Genomic DNA, 25,602 nt, shown 5'->3' with positions numbered 1-25,602 from the left:
TTCCGTTCCATGAGGAAGGCAGTCATAAGTAATCGGTTTCCATGAAGGCAATGAAGGTCTGGGGTTCCATGCGCAAGATTCAGCAGCTCGCGCTGATCGTCGCGGCGGCCGGCGGTTTGTCCACTATCGGTGCTGGGGTGAGCATCGCCGACGCTCCTGCCGGATACAACGGCGTCGTGCCGTCCAGCGCTCCGCTGCCGACGTCTCCGGGGCCTGCTCCGCAAGCAGCCGCTCCGGCACCGGCCCCTGGCCCGCAGGTCGCGCCCCAAGCGGCACCGCGGGTCGCGCCCGAGGTCGAAGTGCCGCAGGTCTTCGCCCCGCAGCCCGCGCCTCAGGTCAACCCGCAGTTCAATCCTCAGGTTGACCCGCTGATCAATCCGTTGATTTCACCCAACGTCCCGCAGGTCAACCCGTTCGGGTTGGGGCATCTCGCTGCGCCCCTCGTGGGCCAGGTGGACCTGCCCGGCACCTTCTGACCTCCCACTTAAGGGCGCTTGGAGTGCTCTCCTTGAGGTTCCTGAGCAACGGTGGCCATGTCGTTGCGCGCTCGTGCCCTTCCGCCGCGTCGCGGCGTGAGTCACCGGGCACGAAGGCAGTCGTGCTTGGTCGTGCTGGGAAACCCAGGAAGCAGATCGGGCGGCCGGCGCCGAGTTTGCAGCGAGACCACCGTGGCGCCCTCGGTGCTCTCCTCGGCCCCGTGGTCTTCCGCGTGTGGGGTTGATTCGTCGCCGCCGTCTGCGTCTTCGACGTCGATGTTCTCCAGGGGTTTGCGGAACCCCATGGGCACCAGGTCAGGGTTGACGGAGCCGACCCTGAGCGCCGAGGGCATTCCAGCGACCACACCTCGGCGGACAACTGACGGTGCACCAACAGTGCCCAGTCCGAAAGGATCTTGAGGCTACTCGTCGGCAGCCAACCAGGGGTTGAGCAAGGCCAGCGAGGTTGAAGAGTGTTCGGTCCTGCACTCGTAGAGGCCGGAGCCAGGCCGCCGCGGTGCGCGAGGAGTGCAGCCAAGGCTTGGGGACGATCCGTCAGCAGCGCTTCATGGAACCGCTGGGCCGTGCCGGTCTTCCGCCGCCTTGAGCGAACCATCGGCTCAGACAGGGCGAACGCCCGCGGATCGGCCGGCGCAGGGTCGAGGGAATCGCGGCACCACCCGTGTCCCTCGGCACTCGGGGCGTCATGGGTGAAGCCGGCGGGTTCGCCGTCGCCGCAGCCGACGACGCAAGCGAATCCCGGGTGGGCAGACCAGCCGACCACAAACCAACCGAAGCGTTCGCGGGAGTGGAATGGGCCGCCTTGCTGATCGGCGTAGCAGCCGTCGTGTACGTCGAACAGCATCGTTGCCGTTGCCGCCGTCGGTTGCGGTAGATGGATTGGGCTAACCCTTCCAACTCGGAGCCGCCGCAGGAGCCCATGAAGGGGCTGCGCGGGTCGGCGTTGGGAACAGTCCTTCCCAGAGATGCCAGGGAACGCTGGTGCGCCCCACTCTCCGACGCGGCCCTCCGCAAGCGGGAACGACGGGACCTACGCCCCATCCCGGAGTAACGCAACGACCTGGTCATCCTGCCCCGATTCGGGGCACCAGTACGCGAGTGCACGCTGTGCCGAGACTCGCCCCGGCCAAGCAACGTGCCCGGGACCAGGCAGTCATGGTGCCGAAGGATGCCGCCTTCCAGAACCTGCGACACGGACCGTCAGTTGCCCCGTGAAATGGGCAAGTTGGCCTGCATCTAAGTCGAGCCGACCAGTGCCCCGAGGACCCTTCGGCCCCTGACGGACTATCTGATCACCCGTACGGATCGCTGGGCGGGAGAAGATCGGGAAATCGGCGTACTTCTTGACTCGAGGGCGGCACGGGCCGCCCCAGTCTGAAGGAGCTTCTCCCATGCGTATTCGTCTGATGCAGCGCGCGGTTCTCGGGGCGGCAGCCACTGTTCTGACGGCTGCCACCGTGGTGGTAGGTACGGGAACGGCCTCCGCGGCGCCTGCACCGGCCACCGCCTCCGGAGCGTCCGCCACGTCGTCCGCCTCCTCGTTCTCCGACCGTCACAACAACCGTCACGAGGAGCGCCGTGAGTGTGGTTGTGGTCGGGGCTTCGACCGGTTCTACGGCGACCGTTTCCAGCGCTACGGGCTGCTCGGCTGGCTCATCTGACGGCCGCGTTGCCAGCCGCCGTGAAGGGCGGTAGGCAACAATAAGTGGCGGAGCTCCGCCTGTTCGTGCCAGGCCGCTCTGGGCCGGCCCCGGCAAGTCACACGCCGGGGCCGGCTCCATGCTGTCGAGGAGTTCGTAAACGGCCGTTCCAGACGATCCGTTGGGCGTGAAGGCCAGATGGGATCCGGGACGAACGTGAACCCACGATCGATGACGCTTCCCACGGTGCCGCACCTGGTGTCCGACGCGCCACCGGCACCTGCGGTGGGCACTTATGGTCCGGAACGGCCCGAAGCAGCCTCCCTGTCAGCGACGACAACGTCCGTGTGGCGACCGGTGAGGAACGTGAAGACCGGGACTGACAAGGCAGTCAGTCTGCCCTGGGCCCGCCGGGTGGCCTTCGGCGCCGCCCCACGGGCGGACGTACTTCTCGCTGACGTGGGTGGCGGCCAGGAGGTCAACGGTCGTTGCCGTCCCGGGGGCGGGGTGGCCCGGCAGACGTACCAGGGTTCCCCGGACCGGAGGCAACGGCATCGCCTGGATGGGCTGGACTCGCCTTCCAGATGGGGCGGTTGGCGTCGCCGGACGAGGGCGGCCGACGACGGTGACTGGCCATACCGTGGCCACTGTCCGGGCGATGACGATCTGGATGTTCTGCAGAACCAGGCCGCGATCCTACTGGGCCAGGCAGCGTGGCGGATTTCCACTCGGCCATGAACTGCAGGTCCAATGCCCGACGCTCCACGATGCGGACCGCCAGGGGAGCGGGCCGGAGAACACCGGAGTGAGGGGCTTCAAGGAAGCCGCGAGCGACCAAGCGTCGCCCGAGGCCCACTCGCTCCTCCTCCGTCAGGCACGCAGGCGGACCGATCAACATCAGCAGCAACGAGTTGGTCAACACGCGGGGGTCCAGCAACCCGGCCTGCTCCAAAGCGCTGATGTAGAGGGTGCCAAGCTCTTCCGTATGGAGAGTGAGGGTGCGCACCACCTCGGCGTGCACTGACAAGATCAGCGAACCCGGGTCCTCGACGGTTAGCTTCGGGTAGATACGGTCCCCGTCGGGGGGCAGGGGATGACGCGGCGGCAGTGGTGTCAGTGCCATTTCGGCGGAGTGGAGTCTGGCCGTGTGCAGGGTGGAGCGGCCGTCCGGCCCAGGGACGCACTGTTCGCCAGGGGCGGCCCGGCAGTCCACGCAGGTCCGTTGCCGAGCAGCCTCCCGGACCTGGAGCGGGACGACTTTGTGCATGTCGGGCAGTGTGACAACGTCACGGACCCTCAAGTGGCAGGCCCGCCGGGCCGATCCAGCGCCACCTCATTGTTCACCCGATCGCACAGCGCCGTCGCTGGGCGGACCTGGTCAGCCGCAGCCGAACCAGACACAGGCCGCTCATGCTTACAGGGTCAGACCTGACTCCACGACCTTGTGATCGACGTTGGGGCCGTCGCACTCAGCAACTGCACATCCCGCGGGACCTCGTAGGGGAACGATCCGTCAAGTGGCGTCGTGCGCAAGCCATCCCGGCACAGGAGCCACGCGCCCGGTCAGGACGGGCGTCTGATGTCCGCTGCACGGAATGGCCCGCAATCGCAACGCTTGATGCCCCATGCAGAAGGATTGTCCCCGTCTTCGGGTGAGCCCTGCCGATCGTCTGGCCGTTACCCGCACGGTAGTTGCCCGTTGCCGCAGTGCGGCGAGAGGGTTGTCTGCTGGGCACCTCACACCGTCAGGCGGAGCGTCTCACCAGTCATCGGATGTACGTTTCCGAGCTGGCGTTCTCCTTACTCCCGGGCGGGTTTCCTGACGAAAGCCGAAACGGGCTTGGCGTCGGGCTTGTAGCCCGAACACCGAACCCATTCCGATGACCGTGGTGAAATAACACTCACCAGATGCGGCAGCCCATGTCAGTGGCCTGCCCGCCCGGTGAGCCCTCGCCGTTGAGCGCGTTCCCCAGCAAGCCGTTGAGGAGCCCGACCTGGCCGAGGATGTCGACGTTCAAGTCGTGACATCTCCCTCCGCCGTTGCTGCCGGCTCGCTCCGTGGGTTGGGCGGAGGCGGTGCCGGTACCGAGCAGGCCGACGCTACCAAGAACTGCCGCCACGACAGCAGCTTTCTGAAGATTGCGCATTGATTCTCCTTGAGTCGAGTACAGCGAACGTCAAAGATCCACTTCGGGCTGCTCTCGGAGGCTAATGCGATAAGTTCCACGCCGCTCATCGAGACCGGCATCCGGGGTATGGCACCCGGGTTCGGGGATCTTGCGGACCGTCAGAACTACGCAGGCAGACATCCGGAGATGGTCGGATCGCCTGAGCCACCTCACTCGATGTGCCGGCAAGACGGATGCGGTTCCTTCAGACAGCAGTGCCGCTCCAACGGCTCGGGACGCGCATGGAGAAGACCCGGCAACATTCCCTCGCGAGGTCGGGCTCCCTGTGGTGCGACGACTACGCCTGTTTCGACTCAAAGGTCCTGCCCGTGACGAAGACGCTGCACGCGCCCCATGGCCAGCGGACTGTCGTGACCGCACAAGACCGTCAGGCGCGGGCACTGCGGAGGCGGCCCAGTGCGTGTTCGCTTGACCTCTTTTCTCTCGGATCGACAACGCCCATTAAGCCGCCCCGCTTCATTCACGAAGACGCGTTCAGCGGTATCGGTGCAGCCGTGGGCGGGGCCTGCGCTAGCGGTCACGGTCTCGACGCCGTGCTTACTGTCGGCGCCTGCCCCGCTGAAGCTCCGGCTCCGCAGGCGCAACTGCCCCTTGAGAGAGGGCCGTACTTCACGAAGGAGGTCATCCTGGTCCAACAATGTGATCGGCTGCGACAGGCGAATAGGCGCTCGCTGCACGGGAGTTGAGCTGTGCTTCGTGCGGGTACCGATCTCGATGCCGACGTGGCCCGGTGTGGGTTGATCTGATTCCGAAGGATCTCGTGGGGCCGCATCACTTCGGATGCCGCTTCAGAACGGTGCCGCCGCGCGTCCGGGTATCTGTACGTTCCGGTCCGGGCGCCGCCCCGCCGCGATGCCAAGTACCGACTACGGAGGAGGTGTTGTCTGTTCCAGATTCCTTCCCAAACAGGAATCTGGAACGCGAATGGGAACAGGCAGGCCGGTGCTTCCCAGTTCCCCAAGGTGTTCTGGCAGATGAATCTGGCGCGAAATTGGGACTGTTGGAGTGGAAGAGGAGAGGGGAAGCGAGTCACTCGCACAGCGGGCGACGTCCGATCGCCGCCGACCGAGTTGCCTGCGATTTGATCGGAACGTAAGTCCATACAAGTGACCGGTACTTGACTCGCCGCAGTCATTGACCGTGGCTGCGCGGAGGTCGTAATCGACAGCGAAGATCCAGGCATCTGTGCAGCCATCGGGTGTGAGTTGGCAAAAGGTTCCTGATTCGAGATCAGTAAGGCGTGCGAAGGGCGTAGCATGGCAGGGTTCTTTCCGATGGGAGGACGTTGGCGGTCAGCGTGTTAATAGCCCTTCCGCGCTGACCGCCGTTCTCCTGCCTGTGTGCAGGGCCCTCAGCAGGTTTTGGTTTCCCTTGGTCGCTCGGAAGATAGCTTCTTCATACGAAGCAGGGATGCGGTCGCTGTGATGGGCTGCAACGTCAACGACCCTTCTGAATCCCTCCCGTTCACCTTTCCGTGGGTATTGGTGGGCGGGCATGGATCGCCACAAACCTTGCGCACCCTGCGTCGAGCTGGCCTGATGACAAGTGCTTGGGTGTCAAGCGACACATGGCAACTCGCGTGAGTTCAGGCGTAGATCGGGACTACTGGCGAAGGGCGGCGACTACCGGCACTCCAAATGATTCTTGAGGGCGGGCAAATGGGTGAGTGCGCAGAGGCTGCCGTTACCGCGACACATGGTTCCCCGTTCCTCGCTGGGAGAGGGCAGCGGTTGGGCCTGCGACCCGTCGACTTGGGCGTCTTGTTCCTGAGCCAGGTGGGGCGCGGCGGTGGTGTCGGTGCGCTGTCTCCAGGTGTGCGGGGTGTGGAGCTCCGGGTTGCCTCTGCTCGTGCACAAGACAGCGACAAGTAATCGGTTTCCATGTAGGTAATGAAGGGCTGAGGGTTCCATGCGTAAGCTTCAACAGATCGCGCTGGTCGTCGCAGCGGCCGGCGGTCTGTCCAGTATCGGTGCCGGTGTGAGTGCCGCCGACGCTCCTGTCGGATACGGCCCCACACCGCAGAACGCGCCGGGGCCGGACGGCAATCAGGCCGCCGCCTGGACCGCCTCGGGCGCCACGTCACACGCTTACGGCTCGCGTGGCGGACCGCAGCATGCTGCCCCACAGGCCGCCGCTCAGCCGCAAGGTGCGCAGGTGTCCCCACAGGTCAACCCCCAGATCAACCCTCACCTTTCGCCTCAGGTCGCCCAGGTCCTGCCGCAGTCCTCCCCGTCTGATCAGAACAACCTGTTCCGGCCGGCCCAGGAGTGCAGCCCGCAGTCGCTGCTCGACGCCAACGTCCCGATCGGCGTGCTCGCCACCCCTGAGACGCGCGGATTCACCTGCGCCCAGACCAATTCCCAGGCCAACGCCTTGGCCACCGCGAGGTAGGTCGGCTGCGGCGGCGCGCCGCGATCGTCATGGCCCTTCGCGGTACGCCCCGAAGGGCCCGATTGCAGCTCGCCGCCGCGGAGCTTCTGGATTACGCCGCCGAACAGGTGTATCTCCGCACTGCAGGTCCCCGATACTGCCAGGTCAGGACCTCGAACTAAGGAAACGGCGACGTAATTTCCAACTGCCTCATCTCATAATGCGGCGCGTCGCGCAGAGTTGACGGATATTTCCTATTAGCCTCCCTGTCTGTACGAAGTCGGTACATCACAGACCGCATCGGCTCAATCTTTCCGGAGAAACAATGCGCATGCTTTACAAGGCTGCCGTCGTGGCCGCCGCCCTCGGTAGCGTCGGCTTCCTCGGCGCCGGCACCGCCAACGCAGACGGTCGCGGTGGTGTCGGTGGAGGGCAGTTCGACATCAGGCAGAGCTCACAGTGCCGGTCGCACGACCTGAACCTCGACGTCCTCGGTGAGGTTGGGATTCTCAACGGCGTGCTGGGTAACGCGCTCAACGGCGAAGGTGCGCCGGGTGCGCAGTCCACTCACCTGGGTTCGACCATGGGGTGCAACAACACCGCCTTCTGATCGACGCTCATCGCGTAGGTCACCCGAAGGGGTCCCGACACCCAGCCGCAAGGCTGGGTGTCGGGACCCCTTTTTGCCTTGGTGTAAGTGCACTTGAACGCGAACTTCCCCCACCGCTGTGTCGACTTTCCCTGGATAGCTTAAATCGGATTATCCGAATTACTCGGAATCTTTACGGCGCCCCCAGGTCCGTCCCGACGGATTTCACGGCGTCATGAAATCCCCTTCGCTTGTGGCTGTACTTCTTGTGGCCGGCTCTCGTAGGGCGCGCGAGCCGACCGCGACACTCGCAAGGTCATCCCCAGCACTTCAAATGACTCTTGGTCGTGGGCAAATGGGTGAGTGCACTCGGGTTCCCGTTACCAGGCCGGGGGGTGTTCCGTTCCCCGGAGAGGACAGCGAGTGGGGCTGTGGGGCATCGGCAGGGACGACTTGATTCTGGTGTCGGGCGGTTCCCGGCGACGATGTCGGCGTGCAACCCGGTGTAGTTCGGAGGGCCAGGCGATGACCGTGTCGTCAGCTCCAACGAGCGCTGCGGGGTTTTGCGTTCGGCATGGTCGCGGCCCGGCAGGATGCTTCCGGCGTGGTTTTCCCGAGGTGCACAGGGTGTGGAGCCCCGAGCTGCCTCTGCTTGTGGACAAGACAGCGATAAGTAATCGGTTTCCATGTAGGTAATGAAGGGCTGAGGGTTCCATGCGTAAGCTTCAGCAGATCGCGCTGGTCGTGGCAGCGGCCGGCGGTCTGTCCAGTATCGGGGCCGGCGTGAGCTACGCCGATGCTCCTGTCGGATACAACGGCGCCGCCACGCCCCCTGCCCCGCAGTCGACGGCGCCGGGGTTCGCTCAGCAGCCCTCGGCTCCCCAAGCTCCCACTCAGCAGCAGTACGCTCCGCCTCCTCCGCAACAGCAGCCCGCTCCGCAGCAGTACGCGCAGCAGCCTGCCCCGCAGCAGTATGTGCAGCAGCCTGTTCAGCAGCAGTACACCCCGCCTGCTCCGCAGCAATACGCGCAGCAACCTGCCCCGCAGTCGTATGCGCAGCAGCAGTACGCCCCGCCTGCTCCGCAGCAGTACGCGCAGCAGCCTGCCCCGCAGCAGTATGTGCAGCAGCCTGTTCAGCAGCAGTACGCCCCGCCTGCTCCGCAGTACGCCCAACAGCTCGCCCCGCAGCAGCAGTACGGGCCGCAGCAGGAAAGCCCACACGCCAGCGCATGGGCTGCTGCACACAGCGTCGCGCAGTCCACCACCTCCTCGGCCAATGGTCCGCAAGTCGCCGCTCCAGCATCTGGCTCGCAGGTCGCTCCTCAGGCAGCCCCGCAGGTTACGCCGCGCGTGGCGCCTGAGGTCGCGGTTCCGGAGGTCTTTTCTCCGCAACCCGCACCCCAGGTGAACCCACAGATCAGTCCTCAAGTCAGCCCGCTGGTCAACCCGTTGGTCTCACCGAACGTCCCGCAGGTCAATCCGCTCGGACTGGGACGACTGGCAGCACCTCCGGTGGGCCAACTGGATATGCCCCACATCTGACCCATTACCCAAGGACGCCTGCAGTGCCGTCCTTGAGGTTCGGAGCAACGGAGACGGTGCCGTTCCCCTCACCGTCGAACGTCTGGTGGAACCGGCGATATCCCTCAACGGATGCGTACCTGCCGCCGGTTCCCTGAGGCGTTCCGCTGGACCAGAACAACCCTTTTCCCTGCACGAGCCGATGCCATGTCCTGCCGTGGGGCACTCGGCGTGAGGTGCGTGCAGTGGCAAGCCCCGATCGGGTACGCATCCCAACCAACTCAACCACCGGAGAAGCAATGCACAAGTTCCACAAGGCCGCTGTCGTGGCCGTCGCCGCCCTCGGTAGCGTCGGTGCACTGGGGACTGGCACCGCCTTCGCTCATGGCGAGCCGGGCCACGACTTCGACATCAAGCAGGGCACGGAGTGCCGGTCGCACGACATGAACATCGACGTACTCGGTGCTGTCGGTGTCCTCAACGGTGTGCTGGGCAACGCGCTCAACGGTGAGGGCGCAGCGGGCGCGCAGAGCTCGCGTCTGGGCTCGAACATGCGCTGCGACAACGCTGCCTTCTGAGCGGACGTCAAACGCGTAGTAGCCGACAGAAGTCCCGGCTCCGAACAATGAACTCGGGGCTGGGACTTACTCGTTCCGGGATTCCGGGATGATGCCGGCCCTATGGGCTTCCGCGGGATGTCCCGTGGAATGACGGAGTCACACTCCAGGGCGTAAACCAGCGATGGCCAGACCGAGTTGCAATCGGTCCGGCCATCGCTGGTTTGTGAAGCCGTCCAGTGGCCCGCACTCCTGCTTCCAAGCGAGTGCCGATCCGTAGGACGAGCTGGGATTCCCAACCTGCACGAGATATCAGGAGGCGTCGACCGTGTACTGGATTGCACCACGAGGGCTTGACCCCGACTCGTAGTACGACCAGGGCGTGGGAGGCGCCCTGGTCGCCGCGCTGCAGCCTCGACAGTCTGCCGAGTGCCCGCCCTTGTTGCGGAGCCTCAGTCCATGCCGTTCGTTTGATCCCCGGGAATCGGCGCGGTGTTGGAACACGTGATGGCGGGCCCGATCTGCGCGCTCCCGGGGTTGAGAATGCCGTGCGTCGGAAGCGTCACGGGCGACGTCGGTTGGCAGGTCTGCGACTGATTCAGGGTGTACCCGCCGTCCTGGTTCGTGCCGTTGCTCCTCTGAAGGCAGGTGACATTGCCCTGGATGTCGCGTGTGCAGAGGCCGTTGGCGGCTACGGCGTTCGCCGGCGTGGCGATGACGCTGGCGGATGCGAGACCGCCCAGCAATGCTGAGGCGGCTGCGATCTTCTTCCCACTGAACATGACCGTGTTCCTTTGTGATTGATGCTCGGGGCGGCGGGCCGATTCCGGTCCGCACCCGAACTCGGAGAGTCGGAAGGGGGTCCGGTCCCCCGGGTCCGCATTCCGGGCACCGGCCCCCCTTCCCGTTACCTGCTGAGTGCGCTGTTGTTGCAGCCCATGCCCGAGCCGACCGGGGACGCCTGCGCGCCCGCGGCGCCCTCGCCGTTGATCAGGTTGCTTGCCAGGCCGTTGAGGATGCCGACCTCGCCGAGGACGTCGAGGTTCAGGTCGTGCGACCGGCACTGGGATCCCTGGCTGATGGCTACGTGGCCGTCGCCCGCACCGCCGTACGCATACGACGTGCCGGCACCCAGGAACCCGAGGCTGCCGATGGCAGCGGTCACGACAGCAGCCTTGTGGATCTTACGCATTTCTTCTCCATAGATTGGTCCGAAGTGATCTATGGGTGATCACTTCATGCAGTTACGGTTAGTTAATACAAAAGATCCGCGGTTGCCGTGCGACGCGCCGAATGCTACGGGTGCGATGGGCAGGCTTCAGCCCTTGAACATTCCCATGTCCTGGGTGAGTTGGGTCCTCAACGAACCGGAAGTGGGGCAGGTGATGCTGGGCGAATCACCCATTCAGCCGCACTGTGTGTGATCCTTTTGCCCGCCCCAAACAAAGGGGGCCCTTCGGGGAACATTCCCGAAGGGCCCGCTTTTGGTGTCGGGTGCGGCTGACCCGGTGCCTTACTTGCGGAAGGCGTGGTTGAACTGGCCGCAGGTGGTGCCCCACGTTTCGGGTACGGCAAGCAAACCGAGCGGAAGGTTGGCGTCGGCCACCGTCTGCGGGCTGCACTCCTGGTACGGACGGAAGAGGTCGACGTGCTGCCTGGCGCCGCCGTGAGCGTAGGCGGTGCCGGCTCCGGCACCGATGGCGGTCAGGCCGCTGGCCGCCGCAGCGACGAGCATGACCTTCTGAATCTTGCGCATGGAACCCCTCGGCCCTTCGTTATCTATTCTGCAGCCCAATTGCTGTTTGTGGCTGCGCGAACACTAGCAGTAGTCAAAGTGGGGTTCTACTCCGCTTCGCGTTTTGTGTCGAACTCCGGGGTGAAGTCTCGGGGTTCGTGAGCGAAGCTTGCGTTCGACCTTGTCTGGGAGGGTGGAGCTCCGAGTTCGCCGGGTGAACCACATTCGCTGGCTGCGCAACGTGAGGTGAGGGGGCCCGGGTGTGCGGTGATGAACTGTCCGGTGAGTGAAACGGTCGGCTCGGGCCAACTGTTCACCAGCCCTACATCCTGTCTTGATCGACAGTCGTTGAGTGAATGTCGCAATATCGAACTCGCGCTCTGGATATGCGTTTTGGTGCGCAGGGTCGCCTTGGTCGTGATGTGTGGGCAACTCCAGGGTCGAAGTGTGCGGCTTTCCGGCGACGGTTGACGTGCCCTGCAGCTGTTCGTCGCCGCAGGGGGGCTTGTCGCGACGCCCGTCGAGGGAAATCCGTAGACGTCTGTGCTTCTTCGTCGGAAGCGGCGACCGAGTGCCGCGGGCAAACGGGTGACTGTCGGTGGCGCCCCGTGCCCCCGTCGGGGGGGAGGCTCGTTTCTATCCCGACAGGGCAGGGCGGCCTGTGGCGGTGGCGTCTGACGGGCCGTCGCACGTGGTAGCCGAGGGGCGCGTTTTTCGAACAACTCGCTTCTTGTGCCGGCTTGTTGGCTGCATCGTGCGTGAGCCGGAGGAATCGCTTTGGGCTCGCCGTCCGGGGAGTGGAGGGCTGGCGTGCGGCGTGGTGATTCTTCGCCGAGGGTCGAGCGGGAGGCTTCAAGTTGCGGGCCCGACACGAATTGTGTATGGACGAAAAGCGTTGACTACTCTGGGTGTTAAATATACTCACACTAAGTAGTCGAGGGGTGTCACCTCCAACCACACGAAACCCGAGGATCAAAGGTTCCATGCGCAGACTTCAGAGTGTCGCCATCGTCATCGCAGCGATCGGCTGCCTGTCCACTGTCGGTACCGGCGTCAGCGTTGCTGACGGGTACGGCTCCGGTCCGGAGGCGGGTGCCTGGGCCGTCTCGGCATCCGCTGCCGGTGCCACCTCGCGTGGCGGCGAGTCGGATGGCGGTCCGCAGGCTGCTCCGCAGGCGCAGGCCCCCGCTCCGCAGGCCGCCCCCCAGGCTCCTGCCCCGCAGTACGCTCCCCCGGCTCCGGTCCAGCAAGCGCCCATCCAGCAGGCTCCGGTGCAGCAGGCCCCGGCCCCGCAGTACGTTCCGCAGGCCCCGGCCCAGCAAACGGCTTCGGAGAAGCGCACGAACGTCGACATCGACCAGCACACCATGTGCCGGTCGCACGACCTGAACCTCAACGTCCTCGGCCAAGCCGGGCTGCTGAACGGTGTGTTGGGCAACGCGCTCAACGGCGAAGGCGCCGGGGGCGCGCAGCGCACTCACCAGGGCTCGCGCATGGGCTGCGACAACGTCGCTCTCCGCAAGTAACCCGAAGAGGCTGTGGTGTCTGGTCCACGGGCCGGACGCTGGGCACTCTTCCGGTGTCCCTAAAGCTCGGGTGCGGTCCCGCTCGCGGGTCCGCACCCGAGCCTCAATCACAAAGGATCCCAGTACATGGTCAGTGGGAAGAAGTTCGCGGTCATTTCAGCGTTGCTGGGTGGCCTCGCCGCTACCTGTGCCGTCGGCCCCCAGGCTTACGCTGCAGGCGGGGGCGGTTGCACCCGTGGCGACGCGGACGGCAGGACCTGTGTCCACAAGAAAGAGGCCAGCTTCACCACCAAGGACGGGAAGCGCGTCATCGTCAGTCAGTATCAGCGGTGCCATACCTCGTCCCGGCACCGTGTGGTACTCCCTGATGGCGGTCTCCTGGGTGGCAGGAGGTTCGAGGAGGCTGGTCCTCGTATGGACTGCTCCAACAGGTTCTCGCTCCCCAAGGGGCTCAAGCGGTCGCACTTCTGACCTCCCACGACCGATGGCCGGGCCGGGTAATCCGGGCCCGGCCATTCGTGTTTGCCTTCGCTGTCCGGGCTGTCCGGGCTGTCCGGGCTGTCCGGGCTGTCCGATCCGCATCTCGTGCCCGTTGGGGAAGCTCCTGTCGGGTGTCGGGTGCCTGGCTGACAGGACCTGTGTTGGTGGGCTTGCTCCTTGACTCGACGTGCCAGTCTGGTCGGGTCTGTTTGCGCAGTTCGCCTGGTGGTGGAGGTAGTTGTTGAGGCGACACCGTCGAACGCCGCGGGGATAGGTGATGCGTGCGCGTCTCGCGTGTGCGTATCTCCTGGTCGTGGTTCACGGATGGCCCGCCCGGCCACTGACCCGTCGAGGGTTTCCACCAACCGGCGTGGGCTTCTGGGCGCTTCGGCTCCCGAAGTCCGGGGTGGTCGCCCTCGCACCTGTGACGGCACTCCGTTCAAGGAGCGGGCCGGAGTCTGAGCGCGCCTACGTCGGCCGAGCACGCCGGCCCGTGCTCTCGCGGCCCTGTCGGGCGGGGGTTTGCGGTTCGGCCCTCAGTGCATCGAGCAGAGATCGGGTCCCGGCTGGCTCCCTTTGCTCGCTCCCTAATTGGGGCGAAGGGGGCGGTCTCAGGGCCGATCGCGCAGGACCGGGCTTCCGGTTGCGGGTACGACACGAATTGTGTATGAGGCGGAAATGGTTGACTACTGTGTGTGTTCCCTATACTCACATTAAGTAGTCGAGGGGTGTCACCTCCAACCACACGAAACCCGAGGATCAAAGGTTCCATGCGCAGACTTCAGAGTGTTGCCATTGTCGTCGCAGCGGTCGGCTGCCTGTCCATCGCCGGTGCCGGCGTCAGCGTTGCTGACGGGTACGGCTCCGGTCCGGAGGCGGGTGCCTGGGCCGTCTCGGCATCCGCTGCCGGTGCCACCTCGCGTGGCGGCGAGTCGCACGGTCGTGAGGGGCACGGCGGCCGGCAGGCTGCCCCGCAGTTCGCACCTCAGGCCATGGCGCCGCAGTTCGTTCCCCAGACCGCGGCGCCGCAGGTTGCCCCGCAGCCGCAGGCCCCGGTCCAGCAGATGGCCCCCCAGGCGCAGGCGCCGGCTCAGCAGGTCGCCCTCCAGCCCTCCGCGCCGCAGATCGCTCCTCAGGCGCTGGCGCCGCAGGTTGCTCCTCAGGCCGCGGCGCCGCAGGTTGCCCCGCAGCCGCAGGCCCCGGCTCGGCAGGTGATCCTCCAGGCGCCGGCCCAGCAGGCCGCTCCTCAGGCATCCGTGCCGCAGGTTGCTCCTCAGGCATCCGTGCCGCAGATCGCCCCGCAGGGACAGGTCCCGGCCCCGCAGGCGCAGGCTCCGGCTCAGCAGGTCGCCCCGCAGACTCCCGTCCAGCAAGCGCCTGTTCAGCAAGCCTCGGCCTCGTAGATTGCTGCTCTTGCCCCGGCTCCGCAGGCTTCCTCGGAGAGACTTCGGTCGCACGACCCGAACGTCAACTTCCCAGTCCAGGCCGGGGTGCTGAAAGCGCGTTGGGCAATGTGCTCAACGGTGAGCGCTCCGCCGGCGCGCAGCGCACTCACCGGCGCAAGCGTAGGGGGCACGACAACATCGCGCTTCGCAAGCAACAGGAAGGGGCTGTGGTGTCCGGTCTACGGGCCGGACACCACAGCCCCTTCCGGCGTTCGCATCCGCTTCTGGATTCCCCAGACCGCATGGCCGGGCCGGGCAATCCCGAGCCCGCCCTCACGCCGCTCTACCGATGGGGCGGCGGCGCGATCGCCAGCGCGTGGAGGGCATTCGGCGGTGACCCTCCGGTATGACGTGAGTGCAACTGGCAGATGCAGAACGACGGTTCGGTGTCGAAGCCGCCCGCGGAGGTTTCGGCGCTACGGCACCGCGAGGGGGTCTGGCTCGGCGCGACGCCGCGCTGCGGAGGGGCAGTGGGGGACTGGCAGGTGGTCCCGGGGGAAGCGGCCGACACAATTGCCGGCGGCGTGCCTGACGGCTACCGAGCCGGGTCCGCTTCCCAGCCGCACCCTCCGATTCACCGGCCACGTCTCCTGCCCCGACCTGTGGTGGATCACGAACGACAGTCGTTCTGTGACGGCGAAGGCGGCCCCGCCGACGACAGGCAGACCGGGAAGACGGTGCCCGTCCGTGCCGTTCTGCTGTGGATCTGCCGGCAGCCGTTCGCCTCTGAGGTCGAGGTCGGGTGGCAGCCAGTCGAGTCATTCTCGCCCTCCAACCTGCCCGGTCGGCGAGTGCGAGGACCGCGTCGACGAGAAGCAATCCGGACCAGGAGGCGGCCATGATGACGCCGAAGGCGGGAGCGAAGACGATCGGCCTGAGCCAGGAAGCCGAGGCCGGCCTTCAACGGCACGACCACGGACCGGAACGCCAGCGGTAACAGGCCGACCGTGGCGAGTGCGAGAGGGGCCAGCGCGCCGGCCAGTCGATCGGAGACCCACGTGCCGGCGCGGTACGCGACAGGGGCACGACCCCTCCCTGGCGACGGCCCTGCCAGCGAGACCGCCCACTGGCCCGGCTTGGAGCAGTGACATCTCCGCTGAGGATCGAAGTGCCTGCTGGACGGCAGTTCACCGACGATTGCGATGAACTGCCAGCAGCGACCGCCTAGCGACCCGGGCTGTGAAGTCCGGGCTCATCGACCTGCCTGGTGGAATCAGTCAACAAACCGCCACCAGGCTGTCTGATCTTCCCGGGAACGTGCTCCCGGGCGTACCGCGCGGGACACTCACGTGAAGTGACCGTTCCGCGCGCTCAGTTGACGCGAAGACGGCGCCCTCGGCGGTAGAGGAGGAAGCCGCCCGTCAACAGTCCGGCACTCATCACGGCCGCCAGGCGAAGCTGTTCGTCTCCACCTGTCTTGGCCAACTGTGGGTGTGCAGCAGGCACATTGGCGTGGTGATGGTGGTGTACCCGGGGGGCCGTCGACCGGTGCTGAGCCGGATGTCTGTCGTGCGACACGGGCGGCAGGTTCTCCTGCACACGGTGGTGGGTGTGCGCGTGCTTCTTCGATGTGTTGGCGCAGTGGTTACCGAATGCGGGATTGAGCGCTCCGACGACGTCCACGGTGTTGCCGCACGCGTTGACCGGGATGTGAACAGGCACTTGGAGCTGATTCCCGGACAGGACGCCGGGAGACCCGGCAGCCGCCCCCTCGGCTCCGGCGTCGGCGACGGCCATACCAGCGCCGGCGAGCAGCAGGCCACTCGTGGCAACAGAAGTGGCAATGACCTTTTTGATCACGTGACTCCTCCTTGACGGTGCGGCCACATCCACGGACCGCACAACACACAACGAGGAGGTGGGCCAAAAGCTCTGAATATGCCTTTTCCGTCACTCTTTCAGCTCGATGTGCACGCTCACCCACCCGCGGAATGTCCGTAGTTCTGATTCTATGAAGATTCATACTTGAAGGTGATCGGCTCGCGAACGGCTCTCAAGGAAATTCGCTCTTACTCGGGTGATGTCGGGGCGAAAATTCCGAGGTTGCGGCTCGGTGTGCAAGTTCGACGGGACGGTTGCCCTCGGGGAAATTGGAAACAGGGGGCGCGGGACCCGGTCGCGCGCCAGGAGGCCGCTCCGTCTGAAAAATATCGGCACATCGCAACTGATATTTAATTCACAGGAATTTGATCCGCCCCGAGTGGGAGCGAAGTGGGTGAATCTTCCAGTCGGCGGATCGAACGCTCAGGCAACGCACCTGCTGGCCGCGGTCGAACGCGACAACGTGCCCGGCGAGAGTGGCAGGACTTCGCCGGACACGCTGCGCCTGCCCCGCTCGACCTCGGTCGACTGAGCCAGGACGTGGAACTCAGCGTCGATCGAGCAGCGGCAGTTGACCGATGTGCAGGGGGCCGAGGTTGGTGACGACCTTCAGGGGGGCGCCAAGTGCCCCTTCGAGGCCCGTACCGGAATCCGCATGGGCGGGTACGGAGAGGATCCCCATGAGAGCGACAGCCCCCAGGAAGGCGGCGAGTGCACGACGCATAGCGGCTCCTGCTTCATTGCGTGGCCTTGATGTGTTGCCGGCACGGGTCACCCTGGCACCTCAGGCGAGGTGGAGTCCCCGGTCCACGCCAAGCAATCACCTGATCGCGCGAGCGCGGAAAGCGTGAAACAAGATGCCGCCGCGGTGACGAAGAAACGCGTGGTCCTAATGCTCCTCAAAGCTCTGCTCCGTTAATAGGAAGACGGCCCGAAGCGCGCAGGGTGTGAGCGACGTACCGTGCGCCCGAACGTCCCGTGTTTCATGCGGCCGAATGGTTGATCATTGTGCAGTTGTTGTACTTGCCGGAGTCTTTAGGGCGCGCAAAACACAACCCATGACAAATCAAAAACCGACATCATACAATCCGGCGCGTCGTTCGGCGACTTCGTGCACGATTCGCATTAGCCTCCCAGCTGTACGAAGTCCGTACGCATCGGCCTCATTCGCTCGATCCACCGGAGAAAAAATGCGCATGCTTCACAAGGCCGCTGTCGTTGCCGCCGCCCTCGGCAGCATCAGCATCCTCGGCGCCAGCACCGCCTACGCCGACGGCGATATGGGGGGCGGCCGCGCCCGCTTCGACATCAGGCAGAGTGCATCGTGCCGGTCGCACGACACCAACCTCGATGTCCTCGGCGAGGTCGGTATCGGGAACGGCCTGGGTGGCAACCTGCTGGGCGGCGAGGGCGCGCCGGGCGCGCAGAACACCCACATGGGTTCGACCATGGGCTGCACCAACAGCGCATTCAGCAAGTAGGCGCGTAGGTAGCGCCCGCTCCGGCGTCGGGTCTCGGACCCGGCGCCGGAGCTTTTTTGGTTCCTCCTCGGGGCCGGTCTCCCTTCGTCGACGCCGCCAGTGGTGCTTTGGGGCGGGCCAGGGCTTGGGTCACGTTGGTTCGGTCCAGGACATGCCGTGGACACGGCCGATGGGCGGCGGGGCCCTCCTTCAGCACCTTCCGGCGAAGCGTCCGGTGGCAGTGCTGGGCGTTGCCCCTTCTACGGCCGGGGCGGGGAGGGGTGAGGATCGGGCTTCTCGCGTCCCTGGTGCGCCCCTCAGGCCCGCCGTTCATGCCGTAGCTCGACTCTGCCGGAGGGCTCGTTCCAGCCCGCAGTGCCGCTGCCCAGCTTCCGTCTCGGCGGCTGTCTGGCGCCGCGCGCGGCAGCTTTTGAGCGGCGTCTGGCAGCATCATCGTCCTTGATCCTTGACGGCGTCTGCAGCGTTCCGCCCGACGCTGCACATGTCCCGTCGTCGCACGACGAGTTGGCCAGGCGCGCAGTAGCCGACGGCGAGGGACTGGGATGGACCGTCGCCGACGCCCGTGTGCAGAGCTCGACCCTGCGTCGGGCCTGCGAACACGGCCGCGGAGTCATGGGGGTTCGACCTCCGAGGCCAGATGTATGGCCGCGGAGCCCCACGCGGTCGACCCTATGTTGACGGTCGTGCAGATACTGGGCATGAGCAGTGAGGACGAGGTGGTCGCCTGCTGCTTGGGCGGCGAGCTGTCCAGCCGGAGGTTCGGCCAGAGTCTCCGGTCCCACCTGGCGGCAGCCGGGCAGGTCGGGCGCTTGCTGACGCATCCGGACCTCTCCGACGCTGGAGCGAACTGCGCACGTCGTGCTCTGCTCGCTGCGGTCCGCGGGTACGGCGAACCGTGACCTGTCGAGAACTTCCCCGCCCAAGTCACATGGACCAGGGCACTCCTGACCGCCGACGAGGCAGCCAGCCTGCGCTACCTCGACTATTCCTACTGGGGCGAACTGTCCGGTGGCAGCCGTCGACCGATCGACGCGGCCGCACGCATCAAGGCGGGATTACGGGCGTTCGGCGTGCCCAACAAACCTTCACTGAGTGCTTTATCGGCACCGGGCCGGCCATGGGGCGTTGGGCGCGGTAGCCCAATCACACCAAGCTCCCGGCGCTCCATGTTGATCCGGCTGAGGACAAGTGAAGGTCTGCCAGCCGGAATTGCGGCATCACGGTGCAGGATCTCCGAGGGGAACCGCTTCCGCTGGCCGGTCGCCTTGTCCGCTCGTCGGTCGTTCGCCGCGGTACCCCGACTTCGGCCGAGCCAGTTGCGGCGACCACGGTCTGGGGCTGGTGGTGGCCGTTGCGGACCACGAGACGTTGGTCGGCGGAATTGATCCGACCAGCGTCAATTCCGCCTCTTCCACGGCTACTTCGACGTCCGGTACGCCATACAGAGAACCACGAGCGTGTCGGGCCGATTCGCGGTGGGAGTTCGGACATACGCCGAACATCGGCGAGCCGCTCCGCGCGAACTCACCAGGCAACCTACCTTAAGCCACGCCATCCATTGTGGGTCGGTTGTGCCGAGGCGGGAGTAGTTCGATGAATCGTGGCTCCGGTACTGCGTGTGCCGTCACCCTGAGCGGTGTCCCAGAGATGTTGCTGTGGAATCTGTATCAGCGTGCGTGGGAGGCAGGCCGTTCGCGACCAGTACTTCATGACCCCAAAGCCGTGGAACTGGTTGACAGGCTCGACTACCCCTTCGAAGAGAACTTCGGGAGACCGGCCAACCTCGTCGCTCAAGGCCATGCGTTGCGAGTCCGCACGTTCGACGACGCAGTGAGGGAATTCCTGACCGCCCACCCTTACGGCACCGTTGTTCAACTCGCAGAGGGGCTGGAAACTCAGTTCTGGCGTTGCGACAACGGCCATGCCCAATGGCTTGGTGTCGAGCTCCCTGAGACTGCCGAGCTACGTTGGTCCTTGCTCCCGAATGGTGATCGCCGACGCACCATTGCCTGTTCGGCACTCGATCTGTCCTGGTGCGACGAGGTCGACCGGTCACGAGGAGTGCTCATCACCGCTCAGGGGCTCCTGATGTATCTACATCCTTTCCAGGTGCGGGACTTGATCGCTGGATGCGCCGAAGCGTTTCCCGGGGGCTCCCTCGTCTTCGACACCGTGCCGCGCTCGTTCAGCCGCCGTACGCTGACCGGCGCCGTGCGCAACAAACAAGGCTTTACGGCGCCGCCCATGCCGTGGGGAATCAACCGCAGCGAACTCTCCTGGGTGCGCACAACGCATCCGGCCGTCACCGCGGTCCGTCAGCTTCTGCCGCCCGCGGGGCGAGGCATCTACCACGGCGCCGTGGCTCCTGCCCTCAGCCGAATCGGGATCCGTAACGCTCTGGTGCTGGTGACGGCGGCCGCGGACTTCGCGGGCCAGCGGGCAGGAAATTAGTATCGCCTCCAGTTCGCGGGCGGGATGGTGCCGAGGTGACGGGCCTCATTCCCAGTCCTCTTCCTGCCGAGCCTCTTGTTCTGAGAGCCAAGGAGAACGACCTCGGATTACGAAGCGTTGTATGCGGGGCGCCTGTTGGCCAAGGGCGCGATCGGGGGCATCTGCAAGGGCGACGCCGGCGGGCCGGTCGTCCGCGAGCGCGGCGGCCGGGCGGAACTGGTCGCGCTGAGCGGCGGGTCCAACGGCGCGGGCTGCTTCGGCTCGGAGGTCACGGGGCCCGCGCAAGCCACGGCGACCCGCACCGACGGGCTCGGAAGCTGGGTGAACCGCGCTCGACTGGCCGACCGCGCCAACCAGTTGACCGAGACCGTTGCCGGTGGCGCCGACTTCAACGGCGACGGCCGGGATGACGTCGTCGTCCGGTTCAAGGACGGCACTCTGCACGTCCTCTACGGCGGAGCGGACGGCAAGCTGGAGTACGGTCGGGCGCTGTGGCACGACGACAGCTGGAAGCGGGCCAAGCAGATTGCCGCCGGCGACTTCAACGGCGACGGCAAGGGTGACGTCGCCGCCATCTGGCAGGACGGCACCCTGCGCCTCTACCTGGGCGACAACCGTGGTGAACTGGCCGAGGACTACAAGAAGATGTGGCCCGACGACTCCGTCGCCAACATGCGTATCGCCCGCTACAAGGTCGACAACTCGGGCCGCGACGGACTGCTCATGGCGTGGGGCTCCGGCTATCTGCACGCCTACCCCACCAACGCCGACGGCACGCTGAACGGCCGGCACTGGGCGATGTGGAACAACGATTCCTGGAAGACGATCCCCCAGTTCACCACCGGCGACTTCAACGGGGACGGCAAGGACGACGTCGTCGCCATTTGGGGCAACGGCGAGTTCCGCTGGTACCCGGGCAACGACAAGGGAACCCTCGATTCCGCCCGCGCCATGTGGCACGACACCTCGTGGGGCACGTCGCTGAGGATCACCGGTGGTGACTTCGACGGCGACGGCAAGTCGGATGTCGTCCGGGTCTCCGGCGGCGGCGAGTTCCAGTTCTACAAGGGCGACGGCAACGGGAAGCTGACCTTCGGCAGCCCGATGGTGCCGACGCTCGGCTGACGCTGTGACGTGCGGCCCGGCCCGGGGCCAACGCCCCTGGTACGGGTCGCCGTTGCCTGACCCGGCGCAGTCGGTATCGCACCCGCCCCCCTCACACCCCCCGCGCCGGGCGCTGACGCCCCCGCGTGTCCGGGTGCGCAGCTCATCGTTCTCATCACACAAGCACATCTCCATTCACGAGGAGCCTTGATGCGACGAGTTCTGACGGCAGTGGGCATGGCCGCGGCCGCGATGACGCTGGGATCGGCTGCCGGGGCCCACGCCGCCGACGTACCGAAGCTGCCCGACGGGGGCGGGCTGAGCCACGCGGACCCCAGTGGTCTGGGCGGCACGGTGGGCGGCGCCGCGCAGCAGGTGACGGGGGTCGCGGGCGGGGTCCAGCACAAGGTCGTGGACCACGTGGTGCCCGCGGGGGCCGGGGCCCTGGGTGACGCCGCCGCGAAGGTGACGCCGCCGGCGGCGCAGACGGTGGGGGCGACCGCCGAGGCGGGCGGCGAGCTCCTGGGCCGGACGGCGCGGGCGGCGACGGCCGACGGCGGGCTCGTCGGCGGCCTGCCGGCCGGCGCGCTGGACGGGAAGGGCGTGACCGACGCCCTGCCGGGGAAGACGGTGACGGACACGCTCGGCGGCAAGACGCTGACGGGCGCGCTGCCGACGAAGGCGCTGTCGTCCACCGGTCAGTCTCCGGTCCAGGGCCTGTCCGGCCTGAGCTGACCGTGTCGGGCCGCCGGCCCCGTTCCGCCCCGCCTGCTCAGGGGCCGGAACGGGGCCGTTGCCGTGCGCGGGTCGGCGGTGGCGGCCGTCGCGGGGCGCGCGGCGGCCGCGGAGCGGAAGTCCGGTGCGTCCGCCGCCCCGGGCCGCCGACGAGGGGTACTGCCCGGCGGCACGGAGGCCGGCGGGCAGTACCCTCGTGCTTTCCCGGGCAGTCACATGAGGGGGCGCCGCGGTGCTGAAGCACTACTACCGGCTGGTGTATTGGAAGAGACGGATCGCGCGGGCGTGGGGCCGGAACCGTCGACCAGGGGCGACGCCGGGCACGGGTGCGGGGGCACGGGCCGGGTACCGCGGGAACGGGCGGCGGTCCGCGCGGCTGCGCCAACGGCTTGTGCGGGCGCGGCCGTTGCTGCTGTTCGCGGTGCTGGTGCTGATCGTGGTGGTGGCGTCGGCGCTGCTCGGCTGGCGCGACGACACCTTCGGGGCCGGGCGCCACGAGGGGGGCGGGGGCACGTTGACGGTGCGGCCGTCGATCGCCCAGCCGTCCGTGGGAGGCCCGTCCGCGGGAGATCCGTCCGAGGACCGGACGCCCGGCGGCGGGGCGCCCGACGACCGGTCTTCCGGTGGGGCGGGACGCCGGGTGGTCACGGTGTCGGTGTCCTGTGAGCCGCAGGGCGGGCGCGGGTGCGGGGCCGGGGACGGGGGAGTACCCGGCAACGGCCGCTAGGCAGCCCGCCGGGTTTGCGGGTGAGGGGGATGACGGTCATGCCGTTGCGGGTGATCGGTTGTGGATACACCCGAGGGGCGACGTCGGCCGGGGCGCCGACGAGTTCGTCGAGCGGCATTTGGTAGGCCCTGACCAGGGGCAACAGCAGTTCCAGGCCCGGCTTGCGGTGTCCGGACTCCAGCCGGGACAGCGTGCTGACCGGAATACCGGTGGTCTTCGAAAGGGCGGTCAGTGTGGCGCCGCGGCGGCGGCGCAGCTCGCGCAGTCGTGGTCCGACCGCGGCCAGCACGGCGTCGAACTGCCAGCGCCGGAACAGGTCGTACACCCGGCCCCACGGCCCGTACTGCTCGGGCGCGTCCCGCCAGGAGATCCCGGTACGGACCCGGAACCGTATGCCGTCGGTCAGCTGCCGCCTGGTCCATATCGGCGGTCGGCCGGGCTTTTTGCCCACCGGCAACAACGGCTCCAAGACCGCCCGCTGCTCGTCCGTCAGATCTCCACGCGCCACAGACCAAGATCATCACACGCTCAAGATCCACTTTCGGCACGCGCCCTAGGCCCCCGCGGGGATCCGGGCGGCGGTGCCGCTGACGTGGGAACGCGGGTCGCCGGGGCGCAGGTCGACCGTCAACAGGCCCGGGCGGCCCAGGTCGTGCCCCTGGTGGAGGGTGAGCGTCGCCGGGGCCGTGACCAGGCCCAGGGCGCGGGTGTAGGCGCCGAACGCGGCGGCCGCGGCGCCCGTCGCCGGGTCCTCCACCACGCCGCCCACCGGGAAGGGGTCGCGGACGTGGAAGACCGTCTCGCTCTCCTGCCACACCAACTGGAGCGTCGTCAGGTCCAGTCGGCGCATCAGGGCGGCCAGCCGGTCGAAGTCGTAGGCGAGCGCGGCCAGTCGCTCGCGGGTGGCCGCGCCGAGGACCAGATGGCGCGCGCCGGCGTAGGCGATCCGGGGCGGCAGCGCCGGGTTCAGGTCGGCGGCCGGCCAGTCCAACGCGGCCAGCGCCTCGGCGACATCGGCCGGGGCCACCGGCTCGACGCGCGGCTCGACGCTGCTCAGGGTGGCGCGCAGGGCGCCGCCCTGCCGGGCGACGGTGACCGGGACCGGGCCCGCCTGGGTGGCGAAGACCAGATCGCCGGGGCCGTGCCGCTCGGCCAGCGCGACCGCGGTGGCGACCGTGGCGTGGCCGCAGAACGCGACCTCGGCGAGCGGGCTGAAGTACCGGATGGTGAACGCCCGGCCGGGCTCGCCCAGCCCCTCGGGCGGCACGGTCAGGAACGCCGTCTCCGAGTAGCCCAGTTCGGCGGCGATCGCCAACTGCGCCGCGTCGTCCAGCCCGCCGGCGTCCAGGACGACGCCGGCCGGATTGCCGCCCGCGGGGTCGGCCGAGAACGCGGTGTAGCGCAGGACCTCGGGGGTGCGGGCGGGCGCCCCGGCGGTGGTGTCGAGTGTCATGGCCGTGCGAACCACCCGCCGCCGCCCGGCTATTCCCGGGCGGGCCCGCGGTGGTCCGGCCCGCCCCTCAACCCCGCCCGATGTACGGCATGGTGGTCGCCATCACCGTCGCGAACTGCACATTGGCCTCCAAGGGGAGCGCCGCCATGTGCGCCACCGTACGGGCCACGTCGGCGGCGTCCATCACCGGTTCGACCTCGGTACGGCCACTGGCCTGGAGGGTCCCGGTCCGCATCCGGCCGGTCATCTCGGTGGCCGCGTTGCCGATGTCGATCTGCCCGCAGGCGATCCGGTACGGACGGCCGTCCAGCGACAGCGACTTGGTCAGCCCGGTCATCGCGTGCTTGGTGGCGGTGTACGCGATCGAGTGCGGCCGCGGGACGTGGGCGGAGACGGAGCCGTTGTTGATGATCCGGCCGCCCTGCGGCTCCTGCTCCTTCATCGCCCTGAACGCGGCCCGGGCGCACAGGAACGCGCCGTTGAGGTTGACGTCGACCACCGCCCGCCAGTCGTCGTAGGAGAGCTCCTCCAACGGGACCGGCGGGCCGAAGGCACCCGCGTTGTTGAAGAGCAGGTCCACCCGGCCGAAGCGGTCGCGGGCCGTGGCGAAGAGGGCGTCAACCTGGTCGGGGCGGGTGACGTCGGTCGGGACGGGCAGCACCGCGGGACCCTCGACGCCCGCGTAACCCACCTGACGGGCGGTCTCCTCCAGGGCCTGGACGCGCCGGCCGGCCAGCACCACCGCCCAGTGGTCGGCGGCCAGCGCCAGCGCGACCGCCCGCCCGATGCCCGAACCGGCCCCGGTGACCACGGCCACCCTCCGACCCGCCGCGCCGCCCTCCCGGACCTCCTGGGGAGCCGGGGCCGTCAGCGGGGTGCGGCCCGGTGAGGAGGGCGCCGGGAGCGTCGGCCGGGGCGCGGTCGCGGTCCCACCCACGTGGCCGGCCCGGGCGGATGGCTCCGCCTGTGTCGCCGCTGCTCGTCGCTGTGCGTCATATGCCATGGCGCTCAGCGTAGGCCTGCGGCGGGCTGCTTCCCACGTTGTCGGGTGTCCCGCCGTGGGGGTTGCCGTCTTTGCGCCTTGCGGCGCCGGTCCGCTGCCCGTCCGCTCCGCGGGGCGGTGCCGCTGCGCGGGGCGGGCCGAGTTGTCTGGTCCGCTGCGCGGGGCCGGTCCGCTGCGCTGGGCGGGTCGAGTTGTCCGCTGCGCGGGGCTGTTGGGTGCGGTGACGGGTCTCCGGGGGTGGTAGGCCAGACTGCTGCGCTTTACGTCTGGCCTACCAC

At 67.4% G+C, this 25,602-nt stretch carries 23 protein-coding genes and 2 pseudogenes; 15 read left to right on the top strand and 10 right to left on the bottom strand.

What is annotated here, in order from left to right; translation table 11 throughout:
• The first annotated feature begins 41 nt into the window (after nt 1–41).
• A complete protein-coding gene (locus ACIQU6_RS37760) occupies nt 42–476 on the top strand; it encodes a hypothetical protein (RefSeq protein WP_403486260.1) in 435 nt (144 codons plus the stop codon).
• Nucleotides 477–577: 101 nt separating this feature from the next.
• Here the strand turns inward: ACIQU6_RS37760 and ACIQU6_RS37755 are convergent, their stop codons facing one another.
• The gene (locus ACIQU6_RS37755; protein WP_403486259.1) at nt 578–829 is read right to left on the bottom strand and encodes a hypothetical protein; all 252 of its coding nucleotides are present in this window, start codon (nt 827–829) and stop codon (nt 578–580) included.
• Between the two features lie 1,059 nt (nt 830–1,888).
• On the opposite strand from ACIQU6_RS37755, the gene ACIQU6_RS37750 reads away from it, so the two are divergent.
• A complete protein-coding gene (locus ACIQU6_RS37750) occupies nt 1,889–2,158 on the top strand; it encodes a hypothetical protein (RefSeq protein WP_403486258.1) in 270 nt (89 codons plus the stop codon).
• Nucleotides 2,159–4,038: 1,880 nt separating this feature from the next.
• Here ACIQU6_RS37750 and ACIQU6_RS37745 read toward each other — a convergent pair.
• Complete coding sequence (locus ACIQU6_RS37745; protein ID WP_403486257.1) at nt 4,039–4,284, bottom strand: hypothetical protein; 246 nt, start codon at nt 4,282–4,284, stop codon at nt 4,039–4,041.
• A gap of 1,950 nt (nt 4,285–6,234) precedes the next feature.
• Between ACIQU6_RS37745 and ACIQU6_RS37740 the strand changes: the two genes are divergently transcribed.
• The 4 genes from ACIQU6_RS37740 to ACIQU6_RS37725 all read left to right on the top strand — a co-directional run bounded on the left by ACIQU6_RS37740 (nt 6,235) and on the right by ACIQU6_RS37725 (nt 9,384).
• On the top strand, nt 6,235–6,717 hold the full coding sequence (locus tag ACIQU6_RS37740) for a hypothetical protein (RefSeq protein WP_403486256.1): 483 nt from the start codon (nt 6,235–6,237) through the stop codon (nt 6,715–6,717).
• Between the two features lie 304 nt (nt 6,718–7,021).
• Nucleotides 7,022–7,306, top strand: coding sequence for a hypothetical protein (locus tag ACIQU6_RS37735; RefSeq protein WP_403486255.1), 285 nt, complete (start codon nt 7,022–7,024; stop codon nt 7,304–7,306).
• A gap of 693 nt (nt 7,307–7,999) precedes the next feature.
• Nucleotides 8,000–8,827 carry a hypothetical protein gene (locus tag ACIQU6_RS37730; protein WP_403486254.1) on the top strand — a complete coding sequence of 276 codons (828 nt, stop codon included), beginning with the start codon at nt 8,000–8,002 and terminating at the stop codon, nt 8,825–8,827.
• 278 nt (nt 8,828–9,105) lie between these two features.
• Nucleotides 9,106–9,384, top strand: a complete 279-nt coding sequence (locus ACIQU6_RS37725; RefSeq protein WP_274915962.1) for a hypothetical protein — start codon at nt 9,106–9,108, stop codon at nt 9,382–9,384.
• 431 nt (nt 9,385–9,815) lie between these two features.
• Here ACIQU6_RS37725 and ACIQU6_RS37720 read toward each other — a convergent pair whose 3' ends face one another.
• The 3 genes from ACIQU6_RS37720 to ACIQU6_RS37710 all read right to left on the bottom strand — a co-directional run bounded on the left by ACIQU6_RS37720 (nt 9,816) and on the right by ACIQU6_RS37710 (nt 11,119).
• Entirely contained in the window at nt 9,816–10,145 is a 330-nt protein-coding gene (locus ACIQU6_RS37720) for a hypothetical protein (protein ID WP_403486253.1), read from the bottom strand.
• Nucleotides 10,146–10,270: 125 nt separating this feature from the next.
• Nucleotides 10,271–10,555 carry a hypothetical protein gene (locus tag ACIQU6_RS37715; RefSeq protein ID WP_403486252.1) on the bottom strand — a complete coding sequence of 95 codons (285 nt, stop codon included), beginning with the start codon at nt 10,553–10,555 and terminating at the stop codon, nt 10,271–10,273.
• 321 nt (nt 10,556–10,876) lie between these two features.
• On the bottom strand, nt 10,877–11,119 hold the full coding sequence (locus ACIQU6_RS37710) for a hypothetical protein (protein ID WP_274915965.1): 243 nt from the start codon (nt 11,117–11,119) through the stop codon (nt 10,877–10,879).
• 962 nt (nt 11,120–12,081) lie between these two features.
• On the opposite strand from ACIQU6_RS37710, the gene ACIQU6_RS37705 reads away from it, so the two are divergent.
• The 3 genes from ACIQU6_RS37705 (at nt 12,082) to ACIQU6_RS37695 (ending at nt 14,507) form a co-directional block, all read left to right on the top strand.
• The gene (locus tag ACIQU6_RS37705; protein ID WP_403486273.1) at nt 12,082–12,624 is read left to right on the top strand and encodes a hypothetical protein; all 543 of its coding nucleotides are present in this window, start codon (nt 12,082–12,084) and stop codon (nt 12,622–12,624) included.
• Nucleotides 12,625–12,750: 126 nt separating this feature from the next.
• Nucleotides 12,751–13,095, top strand: a complete 345-nt coding sequence (locus ACIQU6_RS37700; RefSeq protein ID WP_403486251.1) for a hypothetical protein — start codon at nt 12,751–12,753, stop codon at nt 13,093–13,095.
• A gap of 779 nt (nt 13,096–13,874) precedes the next feature.
• On the top strand, nt 13,875–14,507 hold the full coding sequence (locus tag ACIQU6_RS37695; RefSeq protein WP_403486250.1) for a hypothetical protein: 633 nt from the start codon (nt 13,875–13,877) through the stop codon (nt 14,505–14,507).
• Between the two features lie 1,614 nt (nt 14,508–16,121).
• Here ACIQU6_RS37695 and ACIQU6_RS37690 read toward each other — a convergent pair.
• Nucleotides 16,122–16,349 (bottom strand): annotated as a pseudogene (locus ACIQU6_RS37690) (chaplin); the annotation flags it as partial.
• Nucleotides 16,350–16,764: 415 nt separating this feature from the next.
• Here ACIQU6_RS37690 and ACIQU6_RS37685 point away from each other — a divergent pair.
• The gene (locus ACIQU6_RS37685; protein WP_403486249.1) at nt 16,765–16,902 is read left to right on the top strand and encodes a hypothetical protein; all 138 of its coding nucleotides are present in this window, start codon (nt 16,765–16,767) and stop codon (nt 16,900–16,902) included.
• 15 nt (nt 16,903–16,917) lie between these two features.
• Here ACIQU6_RS37685 and ACIQU6_RS37680 read toward each other — a convergent pair whose 3' ends face one another.
• On the bottom strand, nt 16,918–17,094 hold the full coding sequence (locus tag ACIQU6_RS37680) for a hypothetical protein (RefSeq protein WP_403486248.1): 177 nt from the start codon (nt 17,092–17,094) through the stop codon (nt 16,918–16,920).
• A gap of 466 nt (nt 17,095–17,560) precedes the next feature.
• Here ACIQU6_RS37680 and ACIQU6_RS37675 point away from each other — a divergent pair, with 466 nt between their 5' ends.
• From ACIQU6_RS37675 to ACIQU6_RS37655, 5 genes are all read left to right on the top strand, one after another.
• The gene (locus tag ACIQU6_RS37675) at nt 17,561–17,851 is read left to right on the top strand and encodes a hypothetical protein (protein WP_403486247.1); all 291 of its coding nucleotides are present in this window, start codon (nt 17,561–17,563) and stop codon (nt 17,849–17,851) included.
• 1,593 nt (nt 17,852–19,444) lie between these two features.
• Nucleotides 19,445–20,302, top strand: coding sequence for a class I SAM-dependent methyltransferase (locus ACIQU6_RS37670; protein WP_403486246.1), 858 nt, complete (start codon nt 19,445–19,447; stop codon nt 20,300–20,302).
• Nucleotides 20,303–20,419: 117 nt separating this feature from the next.
• Entirely contained in the window at nt 20,420–21,427 is a 1,008-nt protein-coding gene (locus ACIQU6_RS37665) for an FG-GAP repeat domain-containing protein (protein ID WP_403486245.1), read from the top strand.
• Between the two features lie 189 nt (nt 21,428–21,616).
• Entirely contained in the window at nt 21,617–22,141 is a 525-nt protein-coding gene (locus tag ACIQU6_RS37660) for a hypothetical protein (RefSeq protein WP_403486244.1), read from the top strand.
• A 232-nt stretch (nt 22,142–22,373) separates the two neighbouring features.
• On the top strand, nt 22,374–22,868 hold the full coding sequence (locus tag ACIQU6_RS37655; protein WP_403486243.1) for a hypothetical protein: 495 nt from the start codon (nt 22,374–22,376) through the stop codon (nt 22,866–22,868).
• On the opposite strand, the pseudogene ACIQU6_RS37650 reads toward ACIQU6_RS37655, so the two are convergent.
• The 3 genes and pseudogenes from ACIQU6_RS37650 to ACIQU6_RS37640 all read right to left on the bottom strand — a co-directional run.
• Nucleotides 22,825–23,376, bottom strand: a pseudogene (locus tag ACIQU6_RS37650) (transposase); the annotation flags it as partial. The gene ACIQU6_RS37655 and the pseudogene ACIQU6_RS37650 sit on opposite strands and share 44 nt — an antisense overlap.
• A gap of 45 nt (nt 23,377–23,421) precedes the next feature.
• A complete protein-coding gene (locus ACIQU6_RS37645) occupies nt 23,422–24,321 on the bottom strand; it encodes a PhzF family phenazine biosynthesis protein (protein ID WP_403486242.1) in 900 nt (299 codons plus the stop codon).
• 67 nt (nt 24,322–24,388) lie between these two features.
• Nucleotides 24,389–25,324 carry an SDR family oxidoreductase gene (locus ACIQU6_RS37640; protein ID WP_403486241.1) on the bottom strand — a complete coding sequence of 312 codons (936 nt, stop codon included), beginning with the start codon at nt 25,322–25,324 and terminating at the stop codon, nt 24,389–24,391.
• Nucleotides 25,325–25,602: the final 278 nt, after the last annotated feature.

Source organism: Streptomyces sp. NPDC090442 (assembly GCF_044769405.1).
In the GTDB taxonomy this organism is placed as follows: Bacteria; Actinomycetota; Actinomycetes; order Streptomycetales; family Streptomycetaceae; genus Streptomyces.
The sequence above is the reverse complement of the archived record's forward strand: the minus strand, read 5'-3'. Positions and strand labels throughout refer to the sequence as shown.